At 65.7% G+C, this 12,655-nt stretch carries 16 protein-coding genes; 2 read left to right on the forward strand and 14 right to left on the reverse strand.

The window, feature by feature from the left end:
• Positions 1 to 54: 54 nt before the first annotated feature.
• The 14 genes from ACODRZ_RS18695 to coxB all read right to left on the reverse strand — a co-directional run bounded on the left by ACODRZ_RS18695 (position 55) and on the right by coxB (position 11,085).
• The gene (locus ACODRZ_RS18695; protein ID WP_488971981.1) at positions 55 to 495 is read right to left on the reverse strand and encodes a molybdenum cofactor biosynthesis protein MoaE; all 441 of its coding nucleotides are present in this window, start codon (positions 493 to 495) and stop codon (positions 55 to 57) included.
• Between the two features lies 1 nt (position 496).
• Complete coding sequence (locus ACODRZ_RS18700) at positions 497 to 751, reverse strand: MoaD/ThiS family protein (RefSeq protein ID WP_488971980.1); 255 nt, start codon at positions 749 to 751, stop codon at positions 497 to 499.
• Position 752: 1 nt separating this feature from the next.
• Positions 753 to 1,772 carry a GTP 3',8-cyclase MoaA gene (gene moaA, locus ACODRZ_RS18705; protein WP_488971979.1) on the reverse strand — a complete coding sequence of 340 codons (1,020 nt, stop codon included), beginning with the start codon at positions 1,770 to 1,772 and terminating at the stop codon, positions 753 to 755.
• Positions 1,769 to 2,116, reverse strand: coding sequence for a Rossmann fold domain-containing protein (locus ACODRZ_RS18710; RefSeq protein WP_036529442.1), 348 nt, complete (start codon positions 2,114 to 2,116; stop codon positions 1,769 to 1,771). Before ACODRZ_RS18710 ends, moaA begins: the two co-directional genes overlap by 4 nt.
• Complete coding sequence (locus ACODRZ_RS18715) at positions 2,113 to 2,484, reverse strand: dihydroneopterin aldolase (protein ID WP_488971978.1); 372 nt, start codon at positions 2,482 to 2,484, stop codon at positions 2,113 to 2,115. Before ACODRZ_RS18715 ends, ACODRZ_RS18710 begins: the two co-directional genes overlap by 4 nt.
• Before the next feature lie 13 nt (positions 2,485 to 2,497).
• Positions 2,498 to 3,385, reverse strand: a complete 888-nt coding sequence (locus ACODRZ_RS18720; RefSeq protein WP_488971977.1) for a class I SAM-dependent methyltransferase — start codon at positions 3,383 to 3,385, stop codon at positions 2,498 to 2,500.
• Positions 3,385 to 4,788 carry a threonine synthase gene (gene thrC / locus ACODRZ_RS18725; protein WP_488971976.1) on the reverse strand — a complete coding sequence of 468 codons (1,404 nt, stop codon included), beginning with the start codon at positions 4,786 to 4,788 and terminating at the stop codon, positions 3,385 to 3,387. The genes ACODRZ_RS18720 and thrC overlap by 1 nt, the downstream gene beginning before the upstream one ends.
• 239 nt (positions 4,789 to 5,027) lie before the next feature.
• A complete protein-coding gene (locus ACODRZ_RS18730; protein WP_488971975.1) occupies positions 5,028 to 5,582 on the reverse strand; it encodes an SURF1 family cytochrome oxidase biogenesis protein in 555 nt (184 codons plus the stop codon).
• Positions 5,583 to 5,670: 88 nt separating this feature from the next.
• Positions 5,671 to 6,492, reverse strand: a complete 822-nt coding sequence (locus tag ACODRZ_RS18735; RefSeq protein ID WP_008831555.1) for a cytochrome c oxidase subunit 3 — start codon at positions 6,490 to 6,492, stop codon at positions 5,671 to 5,673.
• 82 nt (positions 6,493 to 6,574) lie between these two features.
• Positions 6,575 to 7,162 carry a cytochrome c oxidase assembly protein gene (locus tag ACODRZ_RS18740; RefSeq protein WP_069708864.1) on the reverse strand — a complete coding sequence of 196 codons (588 nt, stop codon included), beginning with the start codon at positions 7,160 to 7,162 and terminating at the stop codon, positions 6,575 to 6,577.
• Complete coding sequence (locus ACODRZ_RS18745) at positions 7,162 to 7,287, reverse strand: hypothetical protein (protein ID WP_256434530.1); 126 nt, start codon at positions 7,285 to 7,287, stop codon at positions 7,162 to 7,164. The genes ACODRZ_RS18740 and ACODRZ_RS18745 overlap by 1 nt, the downstream gene beginning before the upstream one ends.
• Before the next feature lie 9 nt (positions 7,288 to 7,296).
• The gene (locus ACODRZ_RS18750) at positions 7,297 to 8,223 is read right to left on the reverse strand and encodes a heme o synthase (protein ID WP_271180858.1); all 927 of its coding nucleotides are present in this window, start codon (positions 8,221 to 8,223) and stop codon (positions 7,297 to 7,299) included.
• A gap of 112 nt (positions 8,224 to 8,335) precedes the next feature.
• Entirely contained in the window at positions 8,336 to 10,024 is a 1,689-nt protein-coding gene (gene ctaD / locus ACODRZ_RS18755; protein WP_488971974.1) for a cytochrome c oxidase subunit I, read from the reverse strand.
• 29 nt (positions 10,025 to 10,053) lie between these two features.
• Positions 10,054 to 11,085, reverse strand: coding sequence for a cytochrome c oxidase subunit II (gene coxB, locus ACODRZ_RS18760; protein ID WP_488971973.1), 1,032 nt, complete (start codon positions 11,083 to 11,085; stop codon positions 10,054 to 10,056).
• A gap of 210 nt (positions 11,086 to 11,295) precedes the next feature.
• On the opposite strand from coxB, the gene pyrE reads away from it, so the two are divergent.
• Both pyrE and ACODRZ_RS18770 read left to right on the forward strand, forming a co-directional pair.
• Positions 11,296 to 11,877: an orotate phosphoribosyltransferase gene (gene pyrE, locus ACODRZ_RS18765; protein WP_008831550.1), complete on the forward strand. Its 582-nt coding sequence runs from the start codon at positions 11,296 to 11,298 to the stop codon at positions 11,875 to 11,877.
• Between the two features lie 21 nt (positions 11,878 to 11,898).
• Complete coding sequence (locus tag ACODRZ_RS18770; protein ID WP_488971972.1) at positions 11,899 to 12,639, forward strand: pyridoxine 5'-phosphate synthase; 741 nt, start codon at positions 11,899 to 11,901, stop codon at positions 12,637 to 12,639.
• The last annotated feature ends 16 nt before the right edge of the window (positions 12,640 to 12,655 follow it).

The raw sequence follows: 12,655 nt of genomic DNA on the forward strand, positions 1-12,655 counted from the left end.
CATCGCCTGAAGATTTGCCAGCGGTCCCGGATCAAGTCTGGGACGACGACGGGGCTACCAGCGCGCGATATCCTCGAAGTCCTGCGCGCGCGGTTCGATCCAATGCCATTCGCCGCCGGTCTTCTCACGCTTCCAGAACCACGATTCGCTCTTGAGGTGGTCCATCGCGAAGTCCGCCGCCGCAAAGGCGTCGCGCCGATGCCGGGCAGCGGCCGCAACCAGCACGATCGGCTCGGCCGGGAGCATCACCCCGCTACGGTGGATCACCAGCAACCCGTCGAGCCCCCAGCGCCCGCGCACCCGCCCGGCCAGATCGCGCATAGCGGGCAGAGTCAGCGGATCGTAGTGCCGCAGTTCCAGCGCCTCACAGCCCCCGCCCTCGCGCACCTGCCCGAGGAAGCTGACGATCCCGCCCGCCTGCGGATGCGCGGCGGTGAAAGCGCGCAGTTCCGCCGCCGGATCGAACGCAGAGGTAAGCAGGCGCACGTCGGACATCTCAGCCACCCGATACCGGCGGCAGGAAGGCGAGTTCATCGCCATCCGCCAGCACGATCCCGCCCTTGTCGGCGATCAGCGCGCCGTTGAGCGCCACTTTCACTCGCACCCCGGCGATGGTCTCGACCAGTTCGGGCGCATGATGCTCTTCCAGATGCGCCAGCAGAGCCGCCCAGCCGAGCGGCGCATCGATGGTGGCGCTATCCGTCCCCGCCAGCTCTTCCAGCCGACCGAGGAACACCAGTCTTGCGGTCATCTCAGCCCCCGGTCATCGACATGTGGCGCGCCAGCGCGGGCGCCTCGCCGCGCGCATCGATGGCGAAGTGATGGCGCTCGGGCTTGATCCGCATCGCGGTGTCGAGCGCCGCCGACAAGGCGCCTTGCGGATCGTCCGAACGCAGCGCCGCGCGCAAGTCCACCTGCTCGTTGCCGCCGAGACACGCATAGAGCTGCCCCGTCGCGGTGACGCGGATGCGGTTGCAGCCCTCGCAGAAGTTGTTTGTCAGCGGGGTGATCAGGCCGAGCCTGCCCCCGGTCTCCGCCACGTCCCAGTAGCGCGCCGGGCCGCCGGTGCGGTGCCCGCTCGGCGTCAGGGTCCAGCGCCGGGCCAGATCGTCCTGCACCGCGACGAGCGGCAGGTAGTGATCGAAGCGGTCTTCCTCCACTTCGCCCAGCGGCATGACCTCGATCAGCGTCGCCTCGAAGCCCTGCCCGTGCGCCCAGCCGACGATATCGGCGATCTCGTGCTCGTTGATGCCCTTGAGCGCGACCGTGTTGAGCTTGACCCTGAGGCCCGCCGCCTTCGCCGCCGTCAGCCCTTCCAGCACCTGCGGCAGCGAATCGCGCCGTGTGAGCCTCTCGAACACAGCGCGGTCGAGGGTATCGAGCGAAACATTGATGCGTCGCACCCCCGCCATGCGCAGGTCGTCGGCGAATTCGGCAAGGCGGGTGCCGTTGGTGGTAAGGGTCAGTTCCTCAAGCGCGCCGTGCCCGTCATCCGCGCCGATCCGTCGGCCAAGCGCCTGCACCAGCTCGATCATGTCGCGCCGTACCAGCGGTTCGCCGCCGGTCAGCCGGAGCTTGGTGATGCCCCGGGCGATGAAACCAAGCGCAAGGTCGTGCATCTCGTCGAGCGTCAGCACGTCCTTCTTGGGAAGGAACGTCATGCGCTCGGGCATGCAATAGGCGCAGCGCAAGTCGCAGCGGTCAGTCACCGACAGGCGCAGATAGGTGATCCTGCGCTGGAACTGGTCGACGAGGGGCTGCGGCGTGCTCATTCAGACGGATATAGCACTCCGCCCGCGCCCTTGCCATTGAGCGGTAGTAATTGTCCCGTCACACCGCCCGCACCATCGAGCCAGCGTTGCGCCGCTGCCACAGCCTCGCGCTCATCGCTCTCGACGGCATTGACCCGCGAAGGTGCAAAGCGGCGGGCAAGGCCCTGCACGGCGGCAAGGCGCCAGGCGCGATGCTCGTGATTCGCCGGCAGGAAAACCAGCGTCAGCGGATCGGCGCCGCCCGACAGCGTCGCCTCGATCCCGGGCAGCAGGCGGGCATGGAAATCGGCCGCAGCCTCGAGCGCGTCGTCCGACAGCGGCCCGAGATGGAGCAGCTCGTTCAACGACGTTCCCGCGTCAGGGTCATGCCGATCAGTTCGTTGACCTCGGTGAGCGCCAGCTTGACGATCTTCACCGTCACCGCCTCGACACGCTCGTCCTGCAGGAACAGCGTTTCGCAGACATGGTCGGCGACCGCTTCGATCAGCTTGAAGTGAACCCCCTGCGGCAGCGCTTCCGACGCCGCGAACTTGAGGTCCATGTAGTTCTTGCTCGCCGTCAGCGGCGTGTCTGGGGCGTAATGGTCCGCAGGCTTCAGCTTCACCGTGATGGTGAAACGCAGGGGCTGCGGCTTGCCGGTTTCCTCCGAGTAGATGCCGGTGAGGACATCCTGCTCGAAATCGGCGACTTCAAGGATCAGCGAATCGGCCATGATGTGCGCGCCTTTAGGCGGGATTGGACCAGCGCGCAAAGATCGCTGTGGGCAGCAAGCGCCCCTCGCCGTCCTCGCGCACCGAAAGATCGCCGTGTTCGATCCTGCCCGGAAGCCCCGCGAACAGCTCGTCCATCAGCCCGGCAAGCGCCAGCGAGGACATGCGCACCGCGTACACCGTCAGGAACAGGAACCGGCTGTCGGCATCGAGCAGCTTGCGGCAATCCGCCAGAAGGCCCGGAAGGTGCTCCTCCAGCCGCCACGTCTCACCGGTCGGACCGCGACCGAACTTGGGCGGGTCGAGGATGATGCCGTCGTAACGCTTCTCACGTCGGACTTCGCGCGCGGCGAACTTGGCGGCGTCGTCGATCATCCAGCGCACCGGACGGTCCTGCAGCCCCGCCAGCGCGGCATTCTCGCGTGCCTGCGCGACCGACTTCTTGGAGGCGTCCACATGCGTCACCGGGCCATGGGCCGACAGCGCAAGAGTACCGACGCCGGTATAGCCGAACAGGTTCATCGTACTGGCATCGGTGCGCCCAGCCAGCATCCCGCGCATCCAGTCCCACACCGGCGCCATGTCCGGGAAGAAGCCGAGATGGCGGAACGGCGTGCACTGCGCGGTGAAGCTGACCTCGTTCCACGCCAGCGGCCAGCCGTCGCGGGGCACGGGCTTGTCAAACTGCCAGCGGCCACCGCCGTCCTCGTCGGAACCAGGCACGAACTCGCCGTGCGCGTCCCAGCGCTCCGAACGCGGGGTCCACATCGCCTGCGGTTCGGGGCGCACGAAGCGGTAGTCGCCGTAGCGCTCCAGCTTGCGTCCGTGGCCCGAATCGACGAGGCCGTAATCCGTCCAACCCTCTCCGGCGAGGATCAGCGGCTGGGTGACAAGCTCAGCCATCAGACCTTGGGCGCAGCGTGTGCCGCCACGAACTCGGTCACGGCCTCGAACGTGCCGGGCAGCGTTTCGTACTTTTCCTCGCGCTCGAACAGATCGCCGACGCGCGCAGGCAGGCTCGGGCGCTGGCCGGTGGCGCGCTCGACCGCCTCCGGGAACTTGGCGGGGTGCGCGGTCGCCAGCGTGACGACCGGGATGCTGGCGTCGATGCCCGCCGTGCGCGCGGCGAAGAGGCCGCAGGCGGTGTGCGGGTCGATCAGCTCGCCGGTCGCCTCGTAGGCCCAGCGGATGGTCGATGCCATTTCGTCCGCATCGGCGCGCGCCGACGAGAACAGCGCCGATGCGCCCTCGCGCTGCGCGTTGGTCAGCTGCATCGCCTTGGTCGCCTCGAACCCGGCCATCTGCTCGGCCAGAGCCTTGCCGTCGCGGCCGCCAAGGTCGAACAGCAGGCGCTCGAAGTTCGAGGAAACCTGAATGTCCATCGACGGCGCAGCGGTCGGCGTCACCGTCCCCTGCGAGTAATCGCCCTCGGCCAGCGCGCGGTGAAGGATGTCGTTCACGTTGGTCGCGACGATCAGCCTCTCGACCGGCAGACCCATCTGCGCCGCCACATAGCCCGCGAAAACGTCGCCGAAGTTGCCCGTCGGCACCGAGAACGCCACCTTGCGATGCGGCGCGCCAAGCTGCAGCCCGGCCGCGAAGTAGTACACGACCTGCGCCATCAGGCGCGCCCAGTTGATCGAGTTCACCGCGCCGATGGCGAAGCGATCGGTCATGCCCTTGTCGTTGAATACGCGCTTCACGATCGCCTGCGCGTCGTCGAAGTTGGCGTGCTCCAGCGCGATGTTGTGCACGTTGGGCGCCAGCACCGTCGTCATCTGGCGGCGCTGCACGTCCGAAACGCGGCCCTTGGGGTGGAGCATGAAGATGTCCACCTTCGCACGCCCCGCAACCGCGTCAATCGCCGCCGACCCGGTATCACCCGAGGTTGCGCCCACGATCGTCAGGTTGCGATCCGAACGACCAAGGAACTCCTCGAACAGCAGGCCAAGCAGCTGCAGCGCCACATCCTTGAACGCCAGCGTCGGACCGTGGAACAGCTCAAGCAACCACTGCTGCGAATCGAGCTGCTTGAGCGGCGTCACACCGTCATGCGCGAAACGACCGTAAGCTGCCGTGGTCAGCTCCAGCAGACGCTCTTCGGTGAGGCTGCCCGCAACGAACGGCGCCATGACCTTGGCGGCCAGCTCGGCATAAGGAAGCCCCGCCCAGCTCGCGATTTCCTCGGCCGAGAAACGCGGCCACTCACGCGGAACGTAAAGGCCACCATCCGATGCGAGGCCGGCAAGCGTCGCGCCTTCGAAATCAAGCGCCGGAGCGCTGCCGCGGGTGCTGATATAGTCCATCGGGCGCGGTTAGCCGTGAAGGCGGGAAATGAAAAGAGCGTGAAGGGTGTGAAGAAGGAAAGAAATGAATCTGGGGCCATCGCCCCAGCCCCCCATACCGTCGTCGTCGGGCGTGCAGCAGCCTCAGTCCCACATTGCGCCGCAGGCTATTAGTCTCCCGGCTCGGGGTGGGTGCGGGAGGAGGCTGCGCGCGTGATCTCGACGGTTAAGGGGTCTGGGGCAATTGGCCCCAGGACTTCCTACTTCCTCTTCTTGAGCGCCAGAAAGTAGATCACCAAAGCCGTAGCCGCGAAGAAGAACCACTGCCCCGCATAGGACAAGTGGTTATTCGGCAAGTCCGCTGGATCGGGAATCGCGTTCTCCTCCAGCCCTCCGACCGCGGGCATCGCAACGAGGCGCGGGCCGGGCGCGATCATGCCGGTTACCTCTCCGCCCTGCCATGCTCCGGCGTTGGGCTGGAGCGACCACCCCATCACCACCAGCGCACGGCCCCCGCCCGGCAGCGTGCATTCCGCCGTCTGGGCCACGCCGGGCTCCCCTTTGGCGTTGCTTCCGGCGATGCTGCTGCGATCGCCGATCGTCGAACAGGTCAGGTGGGCGCGGCGATAGAGCAGGTCCTTGCCAACACCTCGGGACGTCCACTCGACGAACGCCGGGTTCTTCTGCGCGGCAGCGTAGTGGGCCAGCAGCGCTTCCTTCTCGTGAAGACGGCGCAATTGCCAGAAGCCCATCGCGATCATCACCGCCACGGCGGCGAGGACGATCAGGGTCGCGAAGACGGGGATGCGGCGCATGTCAGGTCTCGATGCGAAAAGGGCAGCCGAAGCGGTCTTCGGCTGCCCTTTCGGAATGAACAATCTGTTCGATCAGTGGGTGGGCCAATTAATGCGTGGGATAGCCCCAGCCGCCCCAGATGTAGACCGCAACGAAGAGGAACAGCCACACCACGTCGACGAAGTGCCAGTACCATGCCGCAGCCTCGAAACCGAAGTGCTGGCGGGGGGTGAAGTCGCCGTTGTAGGTGCGCTTGAGGCAGACGATCAGCATGATCGTGCCGACGATCACGTGGAAGCCGTGGAAGCCGGTCGCCATGTAGAAGGCCGAGCTGTAGGTGTTGCCGCCGAAGCCGAACGGGGCGTGCATGTACTCGTAGGCCTGGATGCACGAGAACAGCGCGCCGAGCAGGATCGTCGCCCACAGGCCTTTCTTGAGCCCTTCGCGGTCGCCGTGGATCAGCGAGTGGTGCGCCCAGGTGACGGTGGTGCCCGAGCACAGCAGGATCAGCGTGTTGAGCAGCGGCAGCGCGAAGGGGTCCATGACCGCCTCGATCGCCTTGGGTGGCCACTGTCCGCCGATGACGTCCGCCAGTTCGGAGGGGAACAGCGAGAAGTCGAAGAAGGCCCAGAACCAGCCGACGAAGAACATCACTTCCGAAGCGATGAACAGGATCATGCCGTAGCGCTGGTGGAGCTGGACGACGGGCGTGTGATCGCCCGCGTGCGCCTCGTTGACGATCTTGGAGAACCACATGAACATCGAGGCCAGCAGGATCGCGAGCCCGGCCCAGGGCACGAAATGGCCGCCGGGCATCTTGTGCATGAACAGCACCATGCCGGTGGTGAAGGTGAAGGCGCCGATGGTCGTCGCCAGAGGCGCGATGTCGGGCGGAAGAATGTGGTAATCGTGGTTCTTCGTACCTGCCATGGTGCCTTCGTCCCCGTTCATCCAATCTCGTGTGCCGTCTGCCGCCCTGTTTTATCATGGCCGACGGTTCTTGGTACTTCGCTTAACTGCCCGTGCGCGGATGGTCCAGTGCCTTTGCGTCCTCCACCCGCGTGACGTGGAAGGTATAGCTGAGCGTGATCTGCTGCACGTCCTTGTTGTCCGGGTCGGTCAGGATCGCCGGATCGACGTAGTAGAGCACCGGCATGCGCACTTCCTCGCCGGGCTTCAGCGTCTGCTCGGTGAAGCAGAAGCACTGGATCTTGTTGAAGTAGCGCGCGGCCTGTTCCGGCTCGACGTTGAAGCTGGCGGTGCCGGTGACGGTCTTGTCGCTGTCGTTCTTGGCCCAGAACAGCGCCATGTCGCGGGCACCGATCGAGACCGTGTCGGTGCGCTGCAGCGGCTTGAACTGCCAGGGCATGTTGCGCTCGACATTGGCGTCGAAGCGGATCGATATCGTCCGGCCGCTGTCCTTGACGGTGGCAGCCTTGGCCTCGTCGGCGCGCTGGGTGGTGCCGCCGTAGCCGGTCACCTGACAGAAGATGCGGTAGAGCGGCACCGACGCGAACCCCAGGCCGAGCATCGCCAGCGCCGCCGAAGCGGCCGTCAGCGCGACCTTGCGGTTGGAGCGGGATTCGCCCTTCCCCGCCATCAGCCCATCTTCACGATGGAGATGCAGAACACCAGCACCACGAAGGCCGCGAGGCTGAGGCCGAGGGCGCGGTTACGGCTGCGGCGGATCTGTTCGATGGTCTTCTGTTCCTGTGGCGCGGGCATGAAACGTCCTCAAAGCGGAATGTAGCGATCGACCACGAGCGCGGCGAACAGGGCGAAAAGGTAGAGCACCGAGTAGGCGAACAGTTGCTTCTCGGGCTTCATGGCATCGTCATCGCCGCTGCGCGTGCGCAGTCCAACGCGGATCGAGAGGGCGAGGAACACCGTGGAGAGCGCCAGCGCCGAGATGCCGTAGATCGCGCCCGCGTGCTCCTTGCCCGGCAGCCACCATGGCAGCGCGCTGAGCGGCAGCAGCAGGACGGCGTAGGCGAGGATCTGGCGGCGGGTGGAGCGTTCGCCCGCGACGACCGGCATCATCGGGATGCCGACCTTGGCGTATTCGGTCTTCACGAAGAGCGCGAGCGCCCAGAAGTGCGGCGGCGTCCAGAAGAAGATGATCGCGAACAGGACGACCGGCATCGTCGAGATGTGCCCGGTCGCCGCGATCCAGCCGATCAGCGGCGGGAATGCACCCGCGCCGCCGCCGATGACGATATTCTGCGGGGTGCGGGGCTTCAGCCAGATCGTGTAGATCACGGCATAGTAGACGATCGAGATCGCAAGGATCGCGGCGGCCAGCCAGCTGATCGCGAAGCCCATCAGGAACACCGAGGCAGCGCACAGGATACCGGCGAAGTCGCGCGCGGTGGTGCGGTCCAGCCGTCCCTGCGGCAGCGGGCGCTTGGCGGTGCGCTTCATCCCGGCGTCGATGTCCGCTTCCCACCACTGGTTGAGCGCGGCGGCTCCGCCTGCGCCCATGGCGATGCACAGGATCGCGGTGAAGCCGAGAACGGGGTGGATGCTTTCAGGCGCGGCGAGCAGGCCGCACAGGCCGGTGAAGATCACCAGGCTCATCACGCGCGGCTTGGTCAGCGCAATCAGGTCGCGCCAGTCGGCAGGTGCCGAAGTGGTGGCAGGAATCGAATTCGTGGGGGTCATGATGGGCCGCCCATACACCCGGGGACCGATTCAGGCGAGTGCCAGAACGTCTCAGCCCCGTCCGGATAAAGGTAGCGACCGCCCCGGACACGTCCGGGGCGGCTGCAGGGGATCAGTGGTGCACCGTCTCGCCGATGACCGGGAGGGTCTCGAACTGGTGGTACGGCGGCGGGCTGGAGAGCGTCCACTCGAGCGTGGTCGCGCCTTCGCCCCAGTAGTTGTCGCCCACCTTCTTGCCGGCCGTGAATGCGTAGATGATGTTGATGAACCAGATCACGAGGCTGAAGGCCATAACCATGTAGCCCACGGTCGCGATGTGGTTCCAGTGGGTATAGGCTTCCGCGTAGTCCGGATAACGGCGCGGCATGCCCTGCAGGCCCAGGAAGTGCATCGGGAAGAAGATCATGTTCACGCCCACGAAGAAGATCCAGAAGTGGACGTGGGACAGGAACTCCGAGTGCATGCGGCCGCTCATCTTCGGGAACCAGTAGTAGAACCCGGCGAAGAGCGCGGTCACCGCACCCAGCGACAGCACGTAGTGGAAGTGCGCGACGACGAAGTAGGTGTCGTGCACGACGTCGTCGATGCCGCCGTTGGCGAGGTAGACGCCGGTGACGCCGCCCACGGTGAACAGGAAGATGAAGCCCATCGCCCAGACCATCGGCGACTTGAACTCCACCGAACCGCCCCACATCGTGGCGATCCACGAGAAGATCTTCACGCCGGTCGGCACCGCGATGACCATGGTGGCGGCGGTGAAGTACATCTTGGTGTTCACCGAAAGGCCGGTGGCGTACATGTGGTGCGCCCACACGATGAAGCCGACCACGCCGATCGCGACCATCGCGTAAGCCATGCCGAGGTAGCCGAACACCGGCTTCTTCGAGAAGGTCGAGATGATCTGCGAGATGATGCCGAAGCCCGGCAGGATCATGATGTAGACTTCGGGGTGGCCGAAGAACCAGAACAGGTGCTGGTAGAGCACCGGATCACCGCCGCCCGAAGCGTCGAAGAAGGTGGTGCCGAAGTTGCGGTCGGTCAGCAGCATGGTGATCGCGGCGGCGAGGACCGGCAGCGAGAGCAGCAGCAGGAACGCGGTCACCAGCACCGACCACACGAACAGCGGCATCTTGTGGATGGTCATCCCCGGCGCGCGCATGTTGAAGATCGTGGTGATGAAGTTGATCGCGCCCATGATCGAGCCTGCGCCCGCCAGATGGAGAGCGAAGATGCCGAAGTCCACCGCAGGTCCGGGCGAACCGCTGGTCGAGAGCGGCGCATAGACCGTCCAGCCGGTGCCCGCGCCGTTGCCCGTGCCGCCCGGCACGAAGGCGGAGCACAGCAGCGAGCAGAAGCCCGCAACCGTCAGCCAGAACGAGATGTTGTTCATGCGCGGGAACGCCATGTCCGGCGCGCCGATCATGATCGGCACGAACCAGTTGCCGAAGCCGCCGATGATCGCGGGCATCACCATGAAGAACACCATGATGAGACCGTGCGCGGTGATGAGCACGTTCCAGGTGTGCAGCGTGGTGTTGAAGTCCGGGTTCACCGCGCCGAACCAGCGGGCGAACGTATCGAGATACTGGATGCCCGGCTCGTTCAGCTCGACGCGCATCATGCCCGAGAAGGCGCCGCCCACGATCCCCGCGATGATCGCGAAGATCAGGTACATCGTGCCGATGTCCTTGTGGTTGGTGGACATGAACCAGCGCGCGAAGAACGCGGGCTTGTGATCGGCGTCGTGGTGGTGGCCGTGGTCTTCCGGGTGAGCCTGGAAGTGGTCAGCGGTGGTTGCCATGGTGGGGACCCTGTCCTCTCGTATCGCTATTATTCGGCTTCGGCGGTCGCTTCGCCGGCAGGCGCTTCGGAAGCGTCTGCGGCGGGAGCGGCGGCAGGAGCCGCAGCGGGTTCGGCAGCGGCGGGCTTCTGCCCGTCGATCGCGCCACCGGCATGGGTCAGGACCCAGGCATTGTACTTGTCACGCGGCAGCGCCTCGACTGCGATCGGCATGTAGCCGTGCTTGGCGCCGCACAGTTCGGAGCACTGGCCATAGTAGACGCCCGGCTTCTCGACGAAGAGCACCTTCTCGTTGATGCGGCCCGGAACGGCGTCCAGCTTGAACCACAGCGAGGGCACCGCGAACGAGTGGATCACGTCGGTGGCGGTGATCTGCAGACGGATCGGCTCGCCGACCGGCACGACCATGCGGTTGTCGACCTCGAGGTGCGACGGACCGTCCCAAGGCTTCGATCCGACTTCGCGCACGCCGTTGTTGACCACCGGCTGGCCGGGGATGTTCAGCATGTTCGAGATCACCTCGAAGTCGCCGTTGTCCGGGTAGCCGTACGTCCAGAACCACTGGTTGCCGGTGACCTTGACGGTCAGCGCGGTCTTGGGCGCAGGCTTGTACTGCTTGGCGATGAGGTCGATCGAGGGCACCGCGATGCCGATCAGGATCAGCACCGGAGCCAGCGTCCACACCACTTCGAGCACGGTGTTGTGGCTGGTCTTCGACGGCACCGGGTTGGCGCGGCGGTTGAAGCGCACGATGACGATGGCCAGCAGCGCCAGCACGAACAGCGAGATGATCAGGCAGATCCACAGCAAACCGTGGTGCAGCCATTCGCCATATTCGCCGGTGGGCGAGAACTGCGTCTGCAGGTTGATCCCGCCGTCCACCGGCATGCCGATGCCCGGCGTCGGCTTCATCGGGGTATAACTTCCGGCGGAAGGAGCGGCGGCGTCCTGCGCCATCACGGGCGCGGCGAATGTCAGCACGCTGGCGAGTGCCCCTGTGAGGGATAGTCCAAGGGCTTTGCGAACCCTTCCTGCACCAATGGAAATCTTGCCCAATGTCATGGTTTTTTGCGCTTCCACTTCCTTCGAACGCCCGTGCCGTATCAACGACTTCAAGCGCACCCCTGTCATGGCGGCGTTTTTCGCCCCCTTTGGGCCGGGCTATACGCGGCCTTGCCGCCCGTCTCAAGCGCCTCTAGGGGAATTTTTGCCGCAAGCGCCAGACGAACTGCGCGCGAACACTCGAAAAACGCTCCAGAGGTATAGTTGCAAATGCTTGAAGAAGAGGTCCTCGCCGAATTCCGCGCCTGCAAGGCGCTGCTGGAAGGACACTTCCTGCTCTCGTCCGGCCGCCACAGTGCGTACTATCTTCAGTGCGCCCGCGTGCTGATGAACCCCGACCGCGCCGCGCGTCTTGCCGTAGCGATCGCATCGAAGCTGCCGCACGATATTCGCAAGCAGATCACCAAGGTGGTTTCGCCCGCGATGGGCGGCGTCATCATCGGCCAGGAGATGGGCCGCGCCCTGCAGGTCGACGCGATGTTCGTCGAGCGCCCGACCGGCACTTTCGAACTGCGCCGCGGTTTCTCGCTGGAACCGGGCGACAAAGTGCTGATGGTCGAGGACGTGGTCACCACCGGCCTGTCCAGCCGCGAGGCCATCAAGGCCATCGAGGAAGCCGGCGGCACCGTGATCGCTGCGGCCTCGCTGGTCGATCGCTCGGCCGGATCGGTGGATCTGGGCGTCCCGTTCTTCCCGCTCGTCGCGCTGAACTTTCCGACTTACGCGCCGGACGAACTGCCGCCCGAACTCGCCTCCTCGCAGGCCGTCAAGCCCGGCAGCCGCGCCCAGTAATTCTCATTATCGGATGATCCAATGAACGTGCTCAAGCCCGCCCGCCTGCGTCTCGGCGTCAACATCGACCATGTCGCGACGATCCGAAACGCGCGCGGCGGCGAGCATCCGGATCCGGCCCGTGCTGCGCAGATCGTGGCGCGCGCCGGGGGCGACGGCATCACCGTGCACTTGCGCGAGGATCGCCGCCACATCCGCGACGACGACCTCTTCCGCGTCGCCGAGGCCACCGGCCTGCCGATCAACCTGGAGATGGCGGCGACCGACGAGATGCTGGAGATCGCCCTCAGGCACCGCCCCCACGCCGTCTGCATCGTGCCCGAGCGGCGCGAGGAGCGCACCACCGAGGGCGGCCTCGACGCGGCGGGCCAGCACAACCGCCTCGCGCCCATCGTCGCGCGTCTGTCGGACGCGGGGATTCGCGTCAGTCTGTTCATCGCCCCCGAACCGCGCCAGATCGAAGCAGCAATGAAACTCGGCGCCCCGGTGGTGGAATTCCACACCGGCGAATACGCCCATGCCGAGGGCGAGCAGGTCGCGCACGAGTTACGCCGGATCGTCGACATGTCGGCGCTGGCGGCCAAGAACGGCATCGAGCCGCATGCCGGGCATGGCCTGACTTACGAGAACGTCCAGCCCATCGCGGCGATTCCGCAACTGGCGGAACTCAACATCGGACACTACCTCATCGGCGAGGCGATCTTCATCGGGCTGGAAGCCAGCGTGAAAAAGATGCGCGCGCTGATGGACGAGGTGCGGTGATGACGAAGCAACCGGG

It is taken from the genome of Novosphingobium sp. FG90, assembly GCF_057808725.1.